The following is a 19,969-nucleotide window of genomic DNA, read 5'->3' as shown; positions in this document are numbered from 1 at the left end:
GGCCGCACCATCGATTCAGCCTGCGGCGAGCACCATCTCGGTGTGCGGGATGCCGTCTTCGAGGTAGCGCTCGCCGACCACCACGAACCCGAAGCCCGCATAGAAGGCCTCCAGCCGCGACTGCGCCGAGATGCGGATTCCGTGCCCCGGCAGCACCTCGTGCGCATGCGCGATCGCGCGCCGCACCAGCTCGCGGCCGAGACCCAGGCCGCGCGCGGCCTCGCTGGTGATCACGCGGCCGATCGACGGCTCCACGTACTTCGCGCCGGGCGGCAGCACTCGGGCATACGCGAACGGCTGGCGCTGCGCAGGCAGCCACGCGGCGAGGTGCCACGCCGCCTCGTCATGGCCGTCGACRTCGAGGTAGGCGCAGTTCTGCTCGACCGAGAAGACCTGCTGGCGCGTCATGTAGATGTCGTGCAGCTCGCGCAGCGAGAGTTCGTCGAAGCGGCAGAAGCGCCATTGCAGCGCGTCGAGGGAAAGAGGTGAAGTGCTCATCCCCGCATGCTATCGAACGGCGGCAGCGCGCAGGTGCTTCGCCACGAAGACGACGCTCACCACCGTCAGCACCGTGCAGACCGCCAGCGAGACCGCCACCGGCTGCATCGCCAGCGCCTCGCCCTTCAGCACGCGCGTCATCAGCGTGAACTGCGCGAGTCCCGGCACCCAGGCGTGCCACCAGGCTTCGCCAGTCTGGTTGAAGAGCGTCATCAGCGGCAGCAGCGAGGCCGCGAGCACCACCACCGTGCTGTTCGCCTGGGCCTCCTTGAAGGTCTTGCAGCGGATCGCCACCGCCATCAGCAGTGCCGACAAGGCCGCCGCCAGCGGCAGCAGCAGCGCGATGAACAGCATCGCCTCGACCCAGCCGAACTGGAACATCGCCTGCAGCGTGTCGCTGCGCAGCAGCCACTGCGCCGGCAGGAAGCTCAGGCAGCACAGCACTGCGATCAGCATCGCGAGCGCGAACACCGCGCCCCATTTGCCGCCGACCAGCGCCCAGCGCGGTGCCGGGTTGGCCAGCAGGGGCTCCAGCGACCCCCGCTCGCGCTCGCCGGCAGTCGTGTCAAGCGCGGCGTTCAGCGCGCCGTAGACCACCGCCATGATCACGAAGAACGGCAGCATGCCGGTGAGCTGCGCGGCGCGGCCCTGCGCGCTCGCGAGATCGCGCTCCTCGACCTGCATCGGCTCCAGCAGCTGGGGTGAGACGCCGCGCAGCGCCAGGCTCAGCGCGCCGCGCTCGCGGGCATAGGCCGCGAGCAGCCGCTGCACGCGCCCGGCACCGGCCTCGGCCGCCTTGTTGCCGGTGTCGGAGACGATCGCAAGCGCCGGCTGCTCGCCGCGCAGCAGCGCGGCCTCGAAGCCGGGCGGGACCACCAGCACCGGATCGCCGAGCTTCTGCGCGCGCAGCTTCGCTTCGTAGTCGGCTGGCGCCGGCGTCACGACATAGCTCTGCCGCTCGATGAAGTTGCGCAGCGCCGGCGCATGCTCGATGCCCGACACGACCACCTCGCGCTTCTCGGCCTGCGCCTCCAGCGTCGCGATCAGGCTCGACAGCGCGACCAGCACCAGCGGCCCGAGCAGCACGCTCGAGATCAGCACGACGATCAGCGTGCGGCGGTCGCGCAGCGCATCGGCCAGCTCCTTGCGCAGCACGATCAGCAACAACGACAAACCGCTCATGCCGCGTGCTCCGCCTGTGCGAGCTCGTCAGCGAAAGCGAGCTTCACGAATGCCTCCTCGAAGTCCCGCTCGCCGGTCTGCGCGAGCAGCTCGCCCACCGTGCCGCTGGCGACGGTGCGCCCGTGCGACACCACCGAGACGCTGTCGCACAGCCGTTCCACCTCTTGCATGATGTGCGTCGAGAACACGATGCACTTGCCGCCGCCGGCCGGGCTGCGCAGGTGGCGCAGCACCTCGCGCAGTGCGCGCGTGGCGAGCACGTCCAGACCGTTGGTCGGCTCGTCCAGCACGATGTTCGCGGGGTCGTGCACCAGCGCGCGCGCCAGCGCGGTCTTCATGCGTTCTCCCTGGCTGAAGCCGTCGGTGCGGCGCTCCAGCAGCGGCTTCAGGTCCAGCGATTCGGCCAGTGCCTCGGCGCGCGCCTGGGCGGCGTCGCGCGAGAGCCCCTGCAGCCGACCGTAGTAGACGATGTTCTCGCGCGCGCTGAGCCGTGGCGAGAGCCCGCGCGCGTCGGCCAGCACGCCCATGCGCGCCAGCGCCGCCCGCGGCTGCGTCGCGACGTCCAGCCCGTCGACGGCCAGCCGGCCGGCGTCCGGCGTGATCAGCCCGGCCAGCATGCGCAGCGTCGTCGTCTTGCCGGCGCCGTTCGGCCCGAGCAGGCCGGTGATGCAGCCGTCGGGCGCGTGCAGGTGCACGTCGGCGACGGCCTGCACGCTGCGCCCGCGCGCGGCCGTGAAGCGCTTCGCGACGTGGTCGATGTGGATCATGGCGTCGCTCCGGTCTGCAAGGGGACGAAGGCCGGCGGGCGCGGCACCGCGACCAGGCAGCTCGTGTCGAGCGCGAGTGCCGCGGCATTGTCGGCCGCGTCGATGAAGCGCTGTATCAGGTCGCGCGCGCAGCCGACGCCCATCACGCCGTGGCCGGCATTCGGCACCACCACCGAGCGTGCCTGCGCGCCCAGCGCGCGCGCGACGCGGTCCGCATGGCGCGGCGGGGTGATCGGGTCGAGCCCGCCGCTGAGCAGCAGCACCGGCGTCGCGCTGGCCGCCAGGCGGTAGAACGCCTCGGGCACCGCACCGCGCGGCCAGCTGGCGCAGACGCGCTCGTACAGCGCACCCAGCGTGCGGCCGAAGTCGGCGCCGGGCGGGTCGGTGGCCTGCGCCATCCGCGGCACATCCTCCGCGCAGACCACGCTGAAATGCATGCCCATCGCGAGGCCCATGCCCTTGCGCGCCCCCAGCAGTCCGCCCAGCCCGACCAGGCCGTCGACACGACCCTGCGCCGCCTCGTGCAGCGCCGTCGGCAGCGCGGCGGCGATCCATGGCGCATACAGCGTGCCGCGCACCGCGCCCAGCACCATCTCGCGCGTCAGTGTGAAGCGCTCGATGCGGCCGGTGAGCGGGTGGGCCGCGCTGACCTCGCGCGGCAGGCCGGCGAGCAGTGCCTTCCAGTCGGCACGCAGCGTCGGATGCGCGCGCGTGCACTCCGCCTCGGCCTCGCAGGCGGCGAGCAGTGCGTCGAAGGCCTGCTGGCCGTCGGTCGAGAAGCTGACCGGCAGCACCATGTCGGCCGGCGCGACGCCGTCGAGCACGCTGCGCCGCAGCCGGTCCGGAAACTGCCGCTGGTACTCCAGCGCGGCGCGCGTGCCGTACGACGCGCCGAGCAGATTGATGCGCGGGGCGCCCAGCTGCGTGCGCACGGCATCGAGGTCCTGCATCGCGAGCGTGGTCGTGAAGAAGCCGAGGTCGGCCGGCGCGGCGAGCGGGGCACGCGTGGCGAGCCGGTCGCGGCATGTGGCCATGCGGGCGAACTGCCGCGCCGGGTCGGCCTCGTCGGCGAGCGCCGCCTCGCCGGCCTTCGCCTCATCCTCGCACGCGAGCGGTGCCGAGCGTCCGGTGCCGCGCTGGTCGACGAACACGATGTCGCGCCGGTTGTTCAGGCRCTGGAACAGCGGCATCACGCTGCCGGCCAGCGAGATCGCGCTCTGGCCCGGCCCGCCGGCCAGCAGGAACACCGGGTCGGGCAGCTTGCGGCGGGCCATCGCCGGCACGACGACGTAGTGCACGTCGATCTGCGGCCCGGCCGGCCGGGCCGGGTCGAGCGGCCGCCGCACCTGGCCGCAGCGCACCTCGTTGCGCAGCCCGGCCACGCGGCACGGTGTCGTCGCCTCGTCTGCGGCGCGCGCCGGCGCCGCCGCAACGGCGAGCAGGGCCACCAGCGCCGCGGCAAGCAGCGTGCGCGTCATTCGCCCAGCAGCCGCTTCAACTCGCCGCTGTCGATCAGCCGCTGCACGTCGGTCTGCCCGCCGACCAGCGTGCCCTTGACGAACACCATCGGGAAGGTCGGCCAGCCGGTCCACATCTTCAGCGCCGCGCGGCGCCGCCACAGGCTGAAATAGCTGCCGTACTCCAGGTAGTGGTGCGCGACGCCGGCGGCTTCGAGCGCCCGGCGCACGCCGCGGCAGTGCGGGTTCTGCGCCATGCCGACCACCAGCACCGGGTTCGAGGCGGCGGCCGCCTGCACGTTGTGGACGATGTCCGCGTTCAGCGTCGCGACCTTCTCGCGGATCGCCGGGTGCAATCGGGATTCTTCAAGGACTTGGCGCGGCATGCAGGCTCCAGGGCAGGTCGGTGCAAAGGCGGGAGATTAGCCGACACGGGCACCTCCTCGGCCCCGATGGCGTCGCTGGCCCGCCCGCTGTGTAATACCGGGTCCGCCACTCCCGACGAAGGCTCACCATGAAGCTCTACTACAGCCCCGGCGCCTGCTCTCTGTCGCCCCACATCGTGCTGCGCGAGGCCGGGCTCGCGTTCGAACCGGTGCTGGCCAGCACCAAGACGCACCAGCTCGCCGACGGCACCGACTACTACACGATCAGCCCGAAGGGCTATGTGCCGCTGCTCGAGCTGGACACCGGCGAGCGGCTGACCGAAGGCCCGGCCATCCTGCAGTACCTCGCCGACCAGGTGCCGACCAAGAACCTGGTGCCGGCCAATGGCACGATGCTGCGCTACCGGGTGCAGGAGTGGTTGAACTTCATCACCAGCGAGCTGCACAAGGGCTTCGGCGTGCTGTTCAACCCGGCGATGCCGGAAGAGGCGAAGGCGGTGATGCGCAGCAAGGTGCAGGGCCGCTTCGCGTGGATCGACGCGCAGCTGAGCGGCAAGGCCTACTTGATGGGCGAGCACTTCAGCATCGCCGACGCCTACCTCTACACCGTGAGCCGCTGGGCGCCGCGTGTGGGCGTCGAGATCGGCGGGCTGGCGAACGTGACGGCATACGTGGCGCGGGTTGGCGCACGGCCCGCCGTCAAGGATGCGTTGCAGGCGGAAGGCTTGACGTGATCCACCTTCGAAGCGCCTTCGCCGGGGTGTTTGCCGTGGTGGCGATGGGGGCGCAGGCCGCCCCGGCCCCCGGCCGTTACGAGGCGCAGCTGTGCGTCGCGCTGTCGGACACCGCGCCCACCTGCGGCCCGGCGCAGGTCGACTGGCGCAGCGGCCAGCGCGTGCGTGTCCAGCTCAGCGACATCGTCTACCAGCTGAAGCTGCACAGCAGCCAGCTCGATGTCGTGCTGAAGCAGGGCAGCATGCAACTCGACGAGTTCAGTGCCGACTATGCGTGGCAGGGCGACACGCTGCAGTTCGCCGACCGCGACAAGGACGCGCGCTACGAGCTGCAGCTCGGCGCGCGCCGGAAGAAGTAGCTCAGGCCGTCTTCTTCGGCGCCGGCTTCAGCAGCGCATCGCAGGTCGCGCGCTGGCTGTCACCGTCGGGCAGCTGCTTGCACACGCCGTCGAGTTGCGCCTGCAGCCGCTTGAAGGCCGGGCCGTGGCCGGGCGCGCGCTGCCAGGCCAGCAGCTTGTCGCCGGCGCGTTGCAGCGAGCGGGCGCTGCGCTCGTAGAAGGCGCCCGGCTGCTCCGCTTCCTTGAAGAGCTGCTGCGCCGCGCGCTCGATGCGCGCATCGTCCTGCGGCGACAGGTCGACCAGCGCCGCCAGGTAGCGCGCGCCCCATTGCAGACGGGTCGCCGGGCCCTCGCTCTTGTCGAACGATTCCTCGTACCAGTGCAGCGCGCCGACCTTGTCGCCGCGCTTCTTCGCGTTGGCGGCGAGGCCCAGCATCAGGTAGTACGGCGAATGGCTCTTCGCGAGGTTGGCCTTCAGCAGCGCGTCCGATTCGTCCAGCAGCCCGGCCATCTCCAGCATGTCGGCCGCGCTCGTGATCACGGCCTGGCGCTCGTAGCCGTCGGTGATCTCGCGGTCGGATCGCGCCGCCAGCTCACGCACCTCGGCCAGCAGCGCCTCGGGCATCGCCGGCGTCGCGTCCTTCGGGGCATCGATGCGGGCCAGGTCGACGCGCGCGATCAGCGCGGTCAGCCGGTCGGCACGCGACAACGTGGCGTCGGCCTGCAGCCCCTTCAGCGCCCCGTCGAAAGCGGTCAGCAACTGCGTGCGCTGCGGCGTCTTCGCGGCCGACAGCACGCGCACCAGGTCGGCGGCGCTGACGGTCAGCACGTCCATCTGCGCGCGGGCCGCCGCCGGATCGGCCAGCAGCGCGAGCACGCGCTCGCGGTCGGCCGGGGTCGCCTTCACCGTGGCGGCCTCTCCAGCGGTCAAGGCCTTCAGCAGCAGCCGCTGTGCCGTTTCCGGCTGGTCGGCGGGGCAGCCTTGCGCGAGCTGGCGCAGCACCGCCACCGATTGCGCCTTCGGCAGCACCTGCTGCTCGTCGGTCTCCCACGAGTAGAACGCGAGCAGCTTCCAGTCGTTGGCCGACAGGCCCGCGGCACCGGCGCGCGCATCGGCCAGCACCGCCTTCACCGGCCGCTGCGCGCTGATGCCCAGCGTCAGCACCTGCGTGTACTGGGCGGCATCGACCTCGCCGGGCAGGCGCGTCACCTCGGCGCCGGCCGGGTTGAACAGCACCATCGTCGGATAGCCGCGCACCGCGAAGCGGGTGCCGAGCTTCTGCGCGCCGGGGCTGTCGCCGTCGATGTAGACCGGCACGAAGGCGCGCGAGCGCTCGATGAAATCCTGCCGGTTGAACAGCGTGGCCTTGACCTGGTTGCACGGCGGGCACCACTTGGCACCCCAGTAGACGAAGACCGGCTTGTTCGCGGTCTTCGCGTCGGCGAAGGCTGCATCAACGTCGGCGTCGCTCGCGGCCTGGCGCCAGGCAATGCCGGGCTTCTCGGGGGCGTCGTGCGGTGCGCTCGCGGCGCTGACGACGGGGGCAGTGGCTGGGGCGGGCGAGGGTGGCGCTTCCTGCCGGGAGCAGGCGGCCAGCAGGGCCAGCAAGGTCAGGATCGCAAGGGGCGGGTGGGTTTTCATGGGCATCTCCCGGGCGCAAGACACGGAGTGTGGCGCATCCTGTGGTGCGTCGGCGAGGGGGAGATCCTCGAAATCCGGCCGACCTTATTCGTCCGGCAACGAAGCGTCCGGCAGCGAAGGCGGGGCCCCCAGGTGCGCCTGCGCGTCCTCGTCGCGCCAGCCCTCCAGCGGCGTGGCGCGCGCGAGCGCCATCCACAGGTGGAAGGGCATGCGCATCGGCCGCCGCGGCGCGGGCCGTTCGACCTCGAGCCCGCCGCCGCGCGCCACCAGCACGCCGCACTCGGGCGGGATCTCGTCGGCCTGCGCGATGCCGTCGGCCAGCACGTACCAGCACTCGCTGCTCAGCTGCAGGTAGGCCGCGCGCTTGGCGGCGCGGCGCAGGTCCGACAGCAGGTCGCTGCGATGCACCTTGACCTCGTGGACGATCGGTTCCAGGTAGGCCTCGACGGTGGTGTGGCGGATCGAGAACACGTCGGGCATCGCCATCACCCAGCCCTCGTCGACCTTCGCGCGCAGCGACAGCCCGCGCCACGCGAGGCGGCCGGCGCGTGTCATCTCGCGCGCGACGCGCTCCACCAGCTGCTCGTGCGCGTCGCGGCGTGCGCGGTTGCGCTGCAGCGTCTCGGCCAGCACCGCGATGCCGGCTTCGGTGACGCGCAGCGTCTCGTGGCCCGACACCTGCCGCACCCGCTCGAGCAGGCCGAGGAACAGCAGCTCGACCTCGACCAGGTCCTGGCACGGCCAGCCGGCCGAGCGCCAGACCTCGCGCAGGCGGCGGCGGTGCACGCCGGTCAGCAAAGGGGTCGCCTGGTTCATTGCAACGGGAGTGTCGACCCCTCGCGCAGGGCGTGCAACAGCAGCCGGCCCTTGGCCAGCGTCTCGTCGAGCTCCTCGCGCGGGTCGGAGTCGGCGACGACGGCGCCGCCCACCTGCACCATCACCCGCCGGCCGTGCACGACCGCGGTGCGGATCACGACCGACAGGTCCATGCCGCCGGCCGCGTCGAAGTAGCCGATCGCGCCGGCGTACGGCCCGCGCCGCACCGGCTCGATCRCTTCGATGATCTCCATCGCGCGCACCTTGGGCGCGCCGGTCATCGAGCCGGGCGGCCAGCAGGCGCGCAGCAGCTCGGCGGTGCCGGCGCCGTCGCGCAGGCGCGCGCGCACCGTCGACACCATCTGGAACACGCTCGGGTGTGCCTCGATCTCGAACAGGCCGTCGACGCGCACGCTGCCGACCTGCGCGACGCGGCCCAGGTCGTTGCGCATCAGGTCGACGATCATCAGGTTCTCGGCCCGGTCCTTGGTGCTGGCGACCAGCGCGGCACGCTGCTGCGCATCGGCCTGCGCATCGGCGCCGCGCTCGCGCGTGCCCTTGATCGGCCGCGCGCTCACCTCGCGGCCGTCGAGCCGCAGGAAGCGCTCGGGCGAGACGCTTGCGATCGCGCCGTCCGGCAGCGGCAGGTAGGCCGAGAACGGCGCCGGGTTCAGCGCGGTCAGCGTGCAGTACAGCGCGAACGGGTCGCCTTCGAAATCGCCCTCGAGGCGGTGCGACAGGTTGGCCTGGAAGATGTCGCCCTGCGCGATCAGCGCGAGCACCTCGCGCACCTGCTGCAGGTAGCGCGGGGCCGGCGTGCGCGAGCGCATCTCGCCGGCGCGGAACTGCGTGGCCGCCGGCATCGGCCCGGCCGCCCGGGCGAGCGTGGCGGCGTGCACCGCGTCGCGCGGCGGCAGCAGGCCGGGCAGCTGCAGGCGGGCTTCGTACCAGCGCTGCGTCGCGTGTTCGTAGGCGAGCACCTGGTCGCACAGTTGCAGCCGCAACGCGGGCAGGTCCGGGTCGGCGGCGGCGTGCACCGGCAGCCGTTCCACGTGGCGCGCGAGGTCGTAGCCCAGCCAGCCAAGCCAGCCGCCGGCGAAGTCCAGCCCGGCGGGGCGCCCGGTAGCGGGCGCGGCGCTGCGGGCCAGCAGCTCGCGCAGCGCATCGAACGGATCGGCCCACCGCTGCAGCACCTGCCCGTGCGCATCGCGCAGCCAGGTGCCCTGCGCATCGGTCTCCAGCAACGCGGCGGGCGGTCCGGCCAGGTAGGACCAGCCGGACAGGCCCGGCATCGCCTTGCTGCTTTCCAGCAGCGCGGCCGGGCCTTCGGCGAGCAGCCGGGCGCACAGGTCCTGTGGCCGGCCGGTGAGCGTCAGGGGTAGGATCGTCGACTTCGAATCGGCCACGCAGTACACGCACAGGACACAGGGCGCATGAGTGTAGAGCGGCAAATCTTCCCTCCGGCGGCGCGGCACGAGCCGCTGCGCCGGCTGCTGCTGGCGCAGGACGGCTCCACCACGCGCACCTGCTCGGCGATGTGCGGCCTGCCGGTGCAGGTGATGCTGCACCACCAGCACCGCACGGCCGAGGTGCCGCGCACGGTGGCCGAGCAGCTGGGCGGCACGGCCTGGCTGGAGCGCGTGACGAGCCTGGTGGCCGGCGGCCGCGTGCTGATGGACAACCTGTCGTACACGCGGCTCGATGCGGTGCCGGACTGGTTCCTGCGCGGCCTCGACGAAGGCGCCGCGCCGATCGGCCACCTGCTGGCGCGCCTGTTCGTGCAGCGCCAGGCGATCGAGAGCGAACCGGCGCTCGAATCGGGGCTGTGGAAGGTGGTCGGCCTGCCGGATCCGCGGGCGAGCCGGGCCTACCGCATCGTCACGCCCGAGGGGCCGCTGATGCTGATCTTCGAGGTGTTCCGCGGCGCGATGCTGCCGCAGGCGGAGTTGATCGCCGACTGATCGTCATTGGCTGATGAACGGCCGCTCGCGCATCCACTTCGTCGCCACCCACTTCTCGCCGGCGAGCACCGGCCGGCTCGCATGCAGCGAGCGCTCGTCCCGCCCGTCGTACTCGAAGACCACCGCGTGGCCGCGCTGCGGCGTCACCTGCAGGCCGCGTTGCGGAAAATCGGTCTCGCCGCCGCCGGCCACGTCGTTCAGGTAGCACACCAGCGTGCTGATGCGCTGGCCGCTGCGCGCGATGGACGCGCGGTTGGCCTCGTTGACCGGCTGCAGGAAGTCGAAATGCGGCGCACTGCCGGCGCCGACCGGGTAGTGCAGCAGCTGCAGGCCTTCGCCGTGCGAGGCGGGCAGCCCCATCAGCGCGGCGAGCCTGCTGTCCAGCCGCTCGATCAACGGCGTCTCGGCGGGCCGGAAGAACATGCCGAGGCTGGCGCGCAGGCCGCTGCGCACGTCGCGCCCGCTCATCGGGTCGACCAGCGTCGACGGCTTCAGGCGCGGCCGGGCGAGCGCGATCAGGGCCTCGCACTCATCGGCGTCCAGCACGCCCTGCAGAACGGCGATCAACGGCGCATCGGTGCGCATCGCGACGCGGATGCGGCGATCGTCCACTTCGATCACCGGCCCGTCGGCCAGCCGCGCGCGCGGCGCCTGCGCATCGACGGTGTCGATCGGCAAGGGCGTGCCGCGCTCGCGCGCCCGCACGAACGCGTCGACGATGGCCCGGGCTGCGTCCGGCGCCACCTGGCGCTCGCACATCGCGTCGACCAGCGCGGCAGGCGATTGCCCTTGCGCCAGGTGTTGCGCGACCCAGTCGCCGAGCGCCGGCGTGAAGCGCAACTGCGAGGCTGCGTTGCTCATGCGCCCAACAGGTCCACCGCGACCCAGCCCCGTTCGGTGCGCACGAAGTTCTCCTCCAGCTGCGTCGTGCCGGCCCCGCGCACCATCCCGGCCACCACCGGGAACACCTTCTGGATCTCGCTGTCGCCGGTCCACGGCGCGGCGTCGATCCGGTAGGTGTAGGTCACCAGCGCATGGGTGTCGGGGCCGCGCTCGCCGCGGTCGAGCTTCCAGCCGACGACGCGGTCCAGCGTCAGGTGCGCGGCGCAGAAATCGCGCGTCTTCGCATCGCGCTGCACCAGGTAGCGCCTGCCGGCGTCGGTGAGCTCGAAGCGGCGCACCTTCATCTCGTGCTTCGTGCCCTCGTCGTCGACGACGACCTCGGCGACGCTGGAGCTGACGAGGCCGAGCCGCTCCAGCGGCGGCATCTGCCGCGCATTGCGGCCGCCGACATCGATCTCGTGCTGCGTCACGTCGATCGGCCAGGTGGACTTGCCCAGGCACAGGTCGCCGCGCTGGGCGAGGTAGCTGTTCATCGCGGCCGTGAAGGTGGCCTGGTCGGGGGCCGGGTGGCAGCCGGCGATGGCGAGCACGGCGCCCATCAGGGCGAGCAGTCGAAGCGAGAGTGGGTTCATTGCGTGCAAGGTCCGGTGGTCGGGGCCGACGCGGGCGGCTGGTAGCCGTCGGTCAGCGTGTTCAGGAAGCAGATCAGATCGACGACGTTCTGTTCGCTCATCGGCGGTGCGCTGTGGGCCTGGCGGCCGTCCAGCGGCATCTGCGTGTCGATGTTGGCGACGAACTGCGGCGGCAGGTCGTCGTATTTCTTCACGGTGCCGCCGGTGTACTGCGTCGTGACGAGGCCGTAGGTCGGGAAGCCCGCATCGGGCTTGGCGCGCGGCTTGCCGCCGACCGTCGGGTACCAGATCTCCGGCCAGGTGTCGCGCGTGTTGTAGAAGCGGATCACCTGCTCCAGCGAGTGCATCACGCCGTTGTGGAAGAAGGCCTTGCGGGTCGCCACGTTGCGCAGCGTCGGCGCCTTCACCATGCCGCAGAAGGTGTTGCCTGCGGCCGGCGGGTGGTCGCTGCGCAGCGGGCCGCACAGGCCGAGGTCGACATACGCCGCGTCGGCATTGGCCGGGATCGCCGGGTTGCGCGGCACGCCGATCGCCTCGTACGAGAAGTCGGTGAACAGCGCCGAGCTGCCGTTCAGCCCCGCGCCCTGGTAGTGGCACGAGGCGCAGTTGCCCACCTTCGGGTCGGCGAAGACCTTGAGGCCGCGCACCTCGGCCGGCGTCAGCGTGCCGCCGATCTTGTTGGCGGCGTACAGGTCGTACTTGCTGGAGTACGGGTGGAAGCTGCGGTCCTCCAGCTGGTAGGCCTGCAGCGCGAGCCCGGCCTTCGAGAACGCGGCGGCGGTGTCGTCGAACACGCCGGCGCCGAAGGCTTGCCGGAACAGCTCCGCATAGGGGCCGGCCTTCAGCTTCGCGACCACCGCGGCCGCGTCGGCATTCGCCATCTCGTTGGCGGCCAGCAGCGGCATCTGCGCCTGCGCGGCCAGCGTCGGCGCGCGACCATCCCAGGCGAAACCGCCGCCCGGGCCGGGCACGCTGATGCCGTCGGGGTTGTCGAGCAGGTCGGCGTACGGCGGCGTGACTTCCTTGTAGCGCAGCGACGGCACGGCGCGCGTGCCGCTGGCCTTCAGGTCGGCGCCGCCGGCCTGCACCGCGAGGTCGTTGGACGGCGCGTGCGCATTCTTCGGGTCATGGCAGGTGGYGCAGGCCATCTGACCGGAGCCGGACAGCGAGGTGTCGACGAACATCTTCTCGCCGACCTGGGCGGCCAGGCTGAGCGAGCTGGCCGCGAGCGCGGGTGTCGAGGCGGCAGCCGTCGCCTCGGTCGGCGCGTTGCGCCCGCCGCAGGCGGCCAGCGCCGTTGCCAGTGCGAAGGCCGCGGTCAGTGCCGCGGCCCGGTGGAGCAGGGTGGTGTGCATGGTGGAGCGGCCGCCGGCCACGGGTTGCCGTGCCCGGCGGCGGTGCTGCGTTGCTGTCGGAGGAGTTACTTCAACGACCAGACGCCGGTCTGCTGGCTGTCCGGGCCGATCTGCGCCGCGGTCGTCACGTCGGCCGACTGCTTGGCCGTGTAGGTGGCCGGTGCGACGAAGGCGTGGTTGATCGGCCGCACCGCGTCGAAGTGGGTGTCGGCGCTGCCGGCGAACTCGGGCAGGTTCATGATGTTGGCCGCGATGAAGTGCTCGGTGTACTTCGAGCGGTTCATGTACGAGCCGTCCACCGCCGGGTCGGCGAGCTGGAACATGTCCTGGAAGGTGCGCACCAGCGAGAAGTGGCTGTAGGCGTCGCTGTCGCTGATGCCCTTCGGTGCCGCGGCCTGGTTGCTCAGGATGCCGAAGATGCTCTGGCCGTGCCCGCGGTTGCCGCGCGTGTAGTTGTTGATCGTCGCATCCGGCGAGAAGCTGCCGTCGGCGTTCTGCTTCAGCGGCTTGGCCACCGCGCTGTTGGCCACGTTCCAGCCGCAGCAGGAGTTGAAGCCGCTGGTCGCATTGCCTTCGTCGAACATCAGCACGATGGCCACGCGGCGGTTCGGGTTCTTCCAGATCGGCGAGGCCTGGATGCGCTTGACCAGCGCGTCCACATAGTTGTCGCCGCGGGCGATGATGTTGCCGCCGGTGGCCACCGGCACGTTGTTGGCCACGCTGGCGCAGTCGCTCGCGGTGACGCCGGTGGCGCCTCCCGCCACGTCGCCCTTGACGGTGATGCCGTGCATGTCGTCGCACTGGTCGGGCACCAGGAAGTTCAGCGTGCCGACGTTGCCGCTCGCGAGGTCGGTGCCGAGCTGGTCGACGTCGTAGTTGGCCGGCACGGTGTAGGCCGTGCCGTTCTTCAGCACCGCATCCCACTGGCCGCCGCCCATCGTGCGGTTGCTGTACTTCCATTCCGGCGCGCTGCGCACGTTCTGGTAGGCCATGCCCGGGTGGTGCTTGGTCTTGTACAGGCCGGCCGGCATCGGCAGGTTCAGGTTGGGGGTGCCGATCTGCACGGTGTTGCCGGCGAGCGTGCCCGGCGCGTACATGTGGTCGGCGGCGACCACTGCGGCATCGGCCACGCTGTCGGTGCGGTAGTCCTGGCCCGGGTTCATCGACTCGTTGTAGGTGCGCCAGGTCAGGCCGGCCGCGCTCAGTGCGTTGAACAGGTTCGGCGCGGTGATGTTGTGGTTCACGCCGACGGCCTGCGTGCAGGTGGCGGCGAACGGCGAGCTCTGCAGTCCGGCCTGGGTCTTGTCCGGCAACGGCAGGTCCTTGACGGCGTTGTCGCCGGTGGCGTCGCAGTTCCACTGGCTGTCGTCGGTGATGCCGAAGTCGTCGCCGCCGCCGAGCGCGGTGTAGTTCGGCTCGCTGGGGTTGCCGGTCGCGTAGTACGAGGTCAGCTGGTTGCCGGCCTTCAGCAGCGCGTTGATCTTCGGTGCGAAGGCCGAGCCGGCGATCGACGAGGTGGCCTTGTTCTCGAGCATCACGACGAACACGTTGTCGTAGCGCGGGATGCCTTCGAGGTTGAACGCGGCCTGCTCGGCCTGCGCGAAGGTGATCTTCGCGCGCGTGTCGGCCGCGGTCGGCGCGGTGGCCTGCGTCACGTTCGCGGCGCCGGTCAGGCGCGGGTCGCCGCCGGGGACGGCCAGCGCATCGGGATAGAGGTCGCCGCGGTCGAGCTTGGTGATCGCGAAGGTGAAGCGGTTGTCCAGCACCTTGGCCTCGGCGAGCATCGCGGCCTGCTCGGTGCCGGTGACGCCGTTGACATCGGCCAGCAGGTGGGCCGCGCTCACGCCGATGCGGTCGGCCAGGTTCTGCTTCTCGGCGGCGTAGGTGCTGCCGTTGGCTTCCATCGTGCGCAGCACTTCGGACGACAGCGGGCTGATCACGATCGTGCCGCCGGCCTGCTCGACGACCTGGTCGAGCGAGGCGCGCAGCACGTCGCGGCTGGCGACCTTGGCGCCGCTCGCGGTGTTGACGGCGTCGGTGCCGATGTCGGCGATCAGCGCGGCGTTGGTGGCCATCGCGATCGTGAACTTGCCGTTGGCATCGGTCGTGACCGGGTTCTCGCTCGCCTCGCAGAGGCCGTTCGCGTTGGCGTCGACGCAGACCTTGGCGCCCTGGTAGTAGGCGGCCTTGATGGTCGGCTCGGTGGCGCTGCCGGCGACGAAGTTCGTCGCGGTGACGACGCCGCTGACGGTGGGCGTGGGCGCGGGCGACGAGCTGTCGCTGCCGCCGCAGGCCGCGAGCACGGCGGCGGCGAGCAGGGTCAGCGAGGCGGTGCGGGACGTCGAGAGGGCTGGTGCGGTGATGATGCTTCGCATGGCAGGGTCCGGGTGGTGGGTGAGCGCGGCGGACTCTAGGGAGCGCGCATGACGGATCGGTGTCAGGAACCGCGTCCGTCCTCACCTCGGTCGGCGCCAGGCCGCATGGCGGCTCGCTCTGCGGGCCTTCGTAAAGTACTTGTGGGTTCGTGTGTCGCCGAATGTCGGCGTCGCGCCGTCAGCGGCGGGATGAGCGCTCGACGAGTTCAAGGAAGCGGGTGACCGCTCCTGCGGCGAAGAGGCGTTCCCTGGCACGTTCCTGCTCCAGATCCGGATCGTCGCCGTACAGGAACCGTGCGTACTGCATCGGCCCATCGCGTTCATGCCCTTCCACGCCATCTCCATCGCAGAATCGGCGGCGCAAGGTGGACAGCGTCTGCCGGAAGGCGTCAGCGTGAAAGCCGGTGGCCATGCGCTGCGCGAAGAGTGCAGCGGTTTCTTCGAGCGGGCCGGCATAGCGCAGCACGTGCAGCAGGTCCCCCACATCCTTCGGCTCGTTGCGTTGTCCGCAGGCCAGGGCCTTCAGCAGGATGAAGGCGACGAGATCGGCGAAGCGCACGACCTCGGTGGCCTTGCCGCCGCCATCGAAGAGCTCGGCGGTGATTTCGATCTCGCGGTACCACTGGTGGACCACGCCGCAGTGCGGGATGCGGACCGCCGAAATGCCTTCCGCCGGCACCGCGCCGACGCGGCGTTCGACGGGCTCGTCGAGCGGGTCCTGCAGGAACTCGACGACCACGTGCTGGTGATGTCCGACGCGCCGTTGCCAGCGCCAGTTCACGGGTACACCGGCGGCGTTTGTCGCGCGCTCGAACTTCAGGGCCTGCAACTGCTCGGCCAGCGTCGAGTACGCACCTTCATCGGCCAGGACCTGGAGATTCAAAACGACATCGACGTCCTGCGTGCCCGCATGGGCCGGCACGAAAGGGTCGTCCTGTGGCGGGGTCAGGTACCGCGGCACCAGGCCGCCGACGAGGCGAATCGTGTCCTTGAGGGTGCCGAAACCTCGCAACAGATTGACCAAGGCCTGTTCGCAGGCGAGGGTCTGCACCTCGGTGTAGCCGTCAGCGGTCGCCGGCTTGTTGCTCGTCATGGTCGGCCTTCTGATCGACGCTGAGCACGGTGGCTCGCAGATGCTGCGCCAGTTCGTTGTTGCGACCGCGGCCATCCAGCGTGTCGGCGTAGGCCACGATCGGGCTCGCGAAGTGGCAGGCGGCGTCGCCCACCTGGCCGGGCACCATGGACGAGCGGCCCGTCACGGCGCGTTCGATGAGACGCACGTTGAAGCCGGCTTTCGCAGGCTTGAGGCCGAGCGCCGTGGCGACGGTCTGCGAGGTTCCAGGCGGGACGACCACGTCGACCACGTCGATGTTCGTCAGCCACGGCGCGTGGTGGTTGGCCGCTGCCGCGCCGGTGATGAACGTTCCGGGCTCTCGCCCGATCTTCTCCGCCACGGCGCGAAGCAGCGCAGCTGGATCCTGCGCGAACAGATACCCGTGCGAAGTCGAGTCACGCCGGGATCGATTCGCCGCGACCCATTCGTCGAGAACCTTGCCGGGGTTGATCAGGCGGCGCTGCAGTGCGCGACCGGCGCCTTTCGTCTCGATCAGTTCCTGTCGGGCCAGCTCGTTCACCGTCTGCGACACCGTGAAGGTGGAGGTTCCGCTGCGGACGGCCAGCTCGCCTCCGGCGTACCAGGCACCGCGTGCTTCCAGCAGTGCGAGCACGACCGCGCCGCTGGCACCTTGGTAGATCGACTGCGTGCGGCGTGCTGCCTGCTTGGGCGACGGGCGGTCGATGTGGATCAACAGGTCGCCGAACGCCAAGTGCATGCTGCCGCTGCCGTCGAAGTAGCCGAAGTTGCTTTCGCGAAGCAGGGTGCGCGCCGCTTCCGTCAGGTGGGGGCTGAGCAACACCACTTGGTCGGCCGGGGGCTGGTTCGATCCCGTCGGCTTGCTCTGGCGTTGTTGCCGCTTGAAGACCACCTCGCGGACGTCGCGGGGATAGGTGGCGCGCCTGTACTCGAAGGCCAGGAGGTGCCCCGATTCCAGCCGCATCCACCCGTGGGGGCCATCGCTGTCGAAAGCGGCCTGCTTGAGGTCGACCGCCTTGCCTGTCGCCTTGCCGAGCGACAGCATGAACTGATCGAGCAGTTGGTTTGGTGACGCGGTGCCGATACCCATCGGCGCATTCTAGATTTGGATTTGCTGATCAGCAAATAAGTAAAAAACCCATAACTTATGCAAAAGTGGYTGATTTGCTGTTCAGCAAACAAGGGGGCTTCACATCTCGGTCAGCACCGACAGCAGAAGCTCCATCTGCGCCTTCACCTCGACGACCAACTCGGGTGGCACCGCCGTGTTCTGGCGCAGCAAGCCTTCCATGTGCGCCGCGGCCGTCGCCAACGGCACGGCGCCCAAGGTCGCTGCCGTCGACTTCAGGTCATGCGCCAGCCGCAGCACCTGTCCGGCGTCGCCGGCCGCCTGCGCCGCGGCGAAGCGGCCGTTCCACGCCGCGAGCGCGTCACGCGCCGCCTGCAGCACGCGCAGGTAGAGCGCGGTCTGGCCTTCCATGCGGGCGAGCGCCGTCGCGAGGTCGAAGCCGGGCAGGGCCGCCAGCGCCGGCAACGGCGGCGGCGCGTTGGCGAAGGCCGCGATCTCGGGTCGGTCGGCCGGCATCAGCTGCTCCGCCGAGCCGGTCAGCCGGGCGATCACGCGGCGCAGCTGCGCGCGCGAGAACGGCTTCGTCAGGTGCGCCTGGCAGCCGGCCTGCAGGCTGCGCCGCTCGTCGTCGGGCAGCGCGTTCGCGGTCAGCGCCACCACCGGCACCGGTGCGCTGCCGCGCCGCCGCTCCAGCGCGCGCAACGCGGCCGTCGCCTGGTAGCCGTCCATGCCCGGCATCTGCACGTCCATCAGCACCAGGTCGTACGGTTGCGCCGCAAAGCGCTCGACCGCCGCCGCGCCGTCGTGCACCACGTCCAGCCGGTGGCCCTCGCCTTCGAGGTAGGCCTGCACCAGCAGCACGTTCTGCGGGTTGTCGTCGGCCAGCAGGATGCGCAGCGAGCTCTGCATCACGCCGGCCGGCTCGGGCGTGCTGGGCGCCCACACCACCACCGGCGCCTCGGTGCTGACGGGCAGCGACAGCTCGACGTGGAAGCACGAGCCCTCGCCCTCGCGGCTGTCGACGCCGATGCGCCCGCCCATCAGAGCCACCAGCCGGCTGCTGATCGTCAGGCCCAGCCCGGTGCCGCCATAGGCCCGCGCGACACCGCTGTCGGCCTGCGTGAAGGCCTCGAAGATCGTGCGCTGGCGGTCGGCCGGGATGCCGATGCCGCTGTCGCGCACCTCGAAGCGCAGAACCCCCGGTGCATCCGCCACCCGGTGCACCGCCAGCGTCACGCTGCCGCGGTGCGTGAACTTGACGGCATTGCCCAGCAGGTTGCGCAGCACCTGCGCGAGGCGCGGCGCATCGCCGTTGACGACCGCCGGCAGCTCGGGGTCGAACTGCGTCAGCAGCCGCAGTCCCTTCTGCGACGCGCGCGCCTCGAACAGCACCGTTTGGCTCGCGACCAGCTCGACCAGCGAGAACGGCTGGGGGTGCAGCTCCAGCAGCCCGGCCTCGATCTTCGACAGGTCGAGCAGGTCGTTCAGGATCTCCATCAGGCTCGCGCCGGCCGACTGGAACAGCGCGACGTGGCGGCCCTGGCGCTCATCGAGCTTGGTCTGCGCGAGCAGCTCGGCCGAGCCGAGCAGCGCGTTCATCGGCGTGCGGATCTCGTGGCTCATGTGCGCGAGGAACTCGCTCTTCATGCGGCTCGCCGCCTCGGCACCGGCGCGCTCGCGCTCCAGCTGCAGCCGCTCGGCGCGCAGCACGCGCCGGCCCTGCCAGTGCGACAGCGCCGCGAAGCAGGCCGGCACCACCAGCACCGGCAGCAGGTTCGACAGCTGCGAGCGCCACAGCACGCCGGCTGCATCGAGCAGCAGCAGCCCGAGCAGCGTGACGGCGCTCCAGCCCAGGTCGGCATGCGAATGCAGCGCGCCGCGCCGCAGCGCGACCAGGCCGGGCAGCAGCGCGGCCAGCCACCACAGCGCATCGAGCGGGGGCCGCGGCGGCGCAAACAGCGCGCCGGTGGCCAGCGCCGACTGCACCTGCGCGAGCGCGGCCGGCGCCCAGCGTGGGCCGAGCGGTGTCTGCACGCGGTCGCTCAGCACGGCGCTCGCGCCGATCACGATGGCGCGGCCCTGCACCTGCTCGCGCAGCGCGTCGTCGCGCAGCGCGCCGCGTGCGGCCTGCACGACCGACACATACGGGCGCAATGCGACGGCATCGCCGCGCGCCGGCCAGCGCGGGCGCACGCGGCCGGCCTCGTCGATCGGCCAACGGTGCGCGCCCGCACGCGCCTGGCCGTCGGCGCAGGCCAGGGCGGGTGGCGCGATGCCGTCGCCCGCCAGCAGCGAGGCCAGCGCGAGGGTCGGCACGCCCTGCGCCGTGGCGGCGTGCCACAGCGACAGCGCGCGCAACTGGCCGTCGTCGTCGGTCGGCGTCGACGCCATGCCGAGCACAGGTGAAGCGGCCAGCAGTGCGGCGGACGGCAGCTGCAGCCCCGGCCAGGCCTGCGCGCCGCAGCCGCCCGGGCCGGGCTGCGGCGGCAGCGATTCGCTGTCGCCGGGCGGCAGCGGCACCACGCTGACCGCCAGCACGATGCGGCCCGGGTGGCGCGCCAGCGTGGCGGCGAGCGCCGCATCGCCGTCGCGCGGGTCGGCCAGCACCAGGTCGATCGCGACGCTGCGCGCGCCGATGTCCAGCAGGTAGTCGGTGACCAGCGCGAGCAGCGTGCGGTCCGGCGGCCAGCCGCCGAACTGCGGGCGCAGCGCCGCGACCGAGGCCTCGTCGATGTCGACCACCAGCACGCCGGGCGCGCCGTCGCGCGCTGCCAGCGCGCGCGCCTGCAGGTCGTGCCAGGCGGTCTGCGCGGCCGCCAGC

At 71.5% G+C, this 19,969-nt stretch carries 18 protein-coding genes; 3 read left to right on the top strand and 15 right to left on the bottom strand.

Going from position 1 to position 19,969, the window contains the following annotated elements:
- Positions 1–15 precede the first annotated feature (15 nt).
- The 5 genes from AC1D15_RS00090 to AC1D15_RS00070 are packed head-to-tail and all read right to left on the bottom strand — an operon-like array spanning position 16 to position 4,290.
- Entirely contained in the window at positions 16–498 is a 483-nt protein-coding gene (locus tag AC1D15_RS00090; protein ID WP_047503650.1) for a GNAT family N-acetyltransferase, read from the bottom strand.
- A 9-nt stretch (positions 499–507) separates the two neighbouring features.
- Positions 508–1,680 (bottom strand): ABC transporter permease, encoded by a 1,173-nt coding sequence (locus AC1D15_RS00085; protein WP_477824443.1) that lies wholly within the window; start codon positions 1,678–1,680, stop codon positions 508–510.
- Positions 1,677–2,447, bottom strand: coding sequence for an ABC transporter ATP-binding protein (locus AC1D15_RS00080; protein ID WP_477824442.1), 771 nt, complete (start codon positions 2,445–2,447; stop codon positions 1,677–1,679). The genes AC1D15_RS00085 and AC1D15_RS00080 overlap by 4 nt, the downstream gene beginning before the upstream one ends.
- On the bottom strand, positions 2,444–3,925 hold the full coding sequence (locus tag AC1D15_RS00075; protein ID WP_477824441.1) for an alpha/beta hydrolase: 1,482 nt from the start codon (positions 3,923–3,925) through the stop codon (positions 2,444–2,446). The genes AC1D15_RS00080 and AC1D15_RS00075 overlap by 4 nt, the downstream gene beginning before the upstream one ends.
- Positions 3,922–4,290, bottom strand: a complete 369-nt coding sequence (locus AC1D15_RS00070) for a glutaredoxin domain-containing protein (protein WP_047503641.1) — start codon at positions 4,288–4,290, stop codon at positions 3,922–3,924. The genes AC1D15_RS00075 and AC1D15_RS00070 overlap by 4 nt, the downstream gene beginning before the upstream one ends.
- A 128-nt stretch (positions 4,291–4,418) precedes the next feature.
- On the opposite strand from AC1D15_RS00070, the gene gstA reads away from it, so the two are divergent.
- Entirely contained in the window at positions 4,419–5,024 is a 606-nt protein-coding gene (gstA, locus tag AC1D15_RS00065; protein ID WP_477824440.1) for a glutathione transferase GstA, read from the top strand.
- Entirely contained in the window at positions 5,021–5,383 is a 363-nt protein-coding gene (locus AC1D15_RS00060; RefSeq protein WP_477824439.1) for a hypothetical protein, read from the top strand. The genes gstA and AC1D15_RS00060 overlap by 4 nt, the downstream gene beginning before the upstream one ends.
- 1 nt (position 5,384) lies before the next feature.
- Here AC1D15_RS00060 and AC1D15_RS00055 read toward each other — a convergent pair whose 3' ends face one another.
- From AC1D15_RS00055 to pabB, 3 genes are all read right to left on the bottom strand, one after another.
- Complete coding sequence (locus AC1D15_RS00055) at positions 5,385–7,004, bottom strand: thioredoxin family protein (protein WP_477824438.1); 1,620 nt, start codon at positions 7,002–7,004, stop codon at positions 5,385–5,387.
- Positions 7,005–7,088: 84 nt separating this feature from the next.
- A complete protein-coding gene (locus tag AC1D15_RS00050; protein ID WP_477824437.1) occupies positions 7,089–7,820 on the bottom strand; it encodes a hypothetical protein in 732 nt (243 codons plus the stop codon).
- Positions 7,817–9,226 (bottom strand): aminodeoxychorismate synthase component I, encoded by a 1,410-nt coding sequence (pabB, locus tag AC1D15_RS00045; RefSeq protein WP_477824436.1) that lies wholly within the window; start codon positions 9,224–9,226, stop codon positions 7,817–7,819. The genes AC1D15_RS00050 and pabB overlap by 4 nt, the downstream gene beginning before the upstream one ends.
- Positions 9,227–9,253: 27 nt before the next feature.
- Here pabB and AC1D15_RS00040 point away from each other — a divergent pair, with 27 nt between their 5' ends.
- Complete coding sequence (locus AC1D15_RS00040; RefSeq protein ID WP_465110059.1) at positions 9,254–9,781, top strand: chorismate--pyruvate lyase family protein; 528 nt, start codon at positions 9,254–9,256, stop codon at positions 9,779–9,781.
- 3 nt (positions 9,782–9,784) lie between these two features.
- Here the strand turns inward: AC1D15_RS00040 and AC1D15_RS00035 are convergent, their stop codons facing one another.
- The 7 genes from AC1D15_RS00035 to AC1D15_RS00005 form a co-directional block, all read right to left on the bottom strand.
- Positions 9,785–10,642 carry a 2OG-Fe(II) oxygenase gene (locus AC1D15_RS00035; RefSeq protein ID WP_477824435.1) on the bottom strand — a complete coding sequence of 286 codons (858 nt, stop codon included), beginning with the start codon at positions 10,640–10,642 and terminating at the stop codon, positions 9,785–9,787.
- A complete protein-coding gene (locus AC1D15_RS00030; protein ID WP_477824434.1) occupies positions 10,639–11,256 on the bottom strand; it encodes a hypothetical protein in 618 nt (205 codons plus the stop codon). Before AC1D15_RS00030 ends, AC1D15_RS00035 begins: the two co-directional genes overlap by 4 nt.
- Positions 11,253–12,611, bottom strand: a complete 1,359-nt coding sequence (locus AC1D15_RS00025) for a cytochrome-c peroxidase (RefSeq protein WP_477824433.1) — start codon at positions 12,609–12,611, stop codon at positions 11,253–11,255. Before AC1D15_RS00025 ends, AC1D15_RS00030 begins: the two co-directional genes overlap by 4 nt.
- A gap of 65 nt (positions 12,612–12,676) precedes the next feature.
- Positions 12,677–14,986 carry an alkaline phosphatase family protein gene (locus AC1D15_RS00020; RefSeq protein ID WP_477824432.1) on the bottom strand — a complete coding sequence of 770 codons (2,310 nt, stop codon included), beginning with the start codon at positions 14,984–14,986 and terminating at the stop codon, positions 12,677–12,679.
- 178 nt (positions 14,987–15,164) lie between these two features.
- Positions 15,165–16,079 (bottom strand): hypothetical protein, encoded by a 915-nt coding sequence (locus AC1D15_RS00015; protein WP_477824431.1) that lies wholly within the window; start codon positions 16,077–16,079, stop codon positions 15,165–15,167.
- Positions 16,051–17,169: a type IV toxin-antitoxin system AbiEi family antitoxin gene (locus tag AC1D15_RS00010; RefSeq protein ID WP_477824430.1), complete on the bottom strand. Its 1,119-nt coding sequence runs from the start codon at positions 17,167–17,169 to the stop codon at positions 16,051–16,053. Before AC1D15_RS00010 ends, AC1D15_RS00015 begins: the two co-directional genes overlap by 29 nt.
- A gap of 99 nt (positions 17,170–17,268) precedes the next feature.
- A partial coding sequence (locus AC1D15_RS00005; protein ID WP_477824429.1) for a hybrid sensor histidine kinase/response regulator occupies positions 17,269–19,969 on the bottom strand: 2,701 nt, incomplete at its 5' end.

The organism is Rhizobacter sp. P2_H2 (assembly GCF_056403375.1).
The sequence above is the reverse complement of the archived record's forward strand: the minus strand, read 5'-3'. Positions and strand labels throughout refer to the sequence as shown.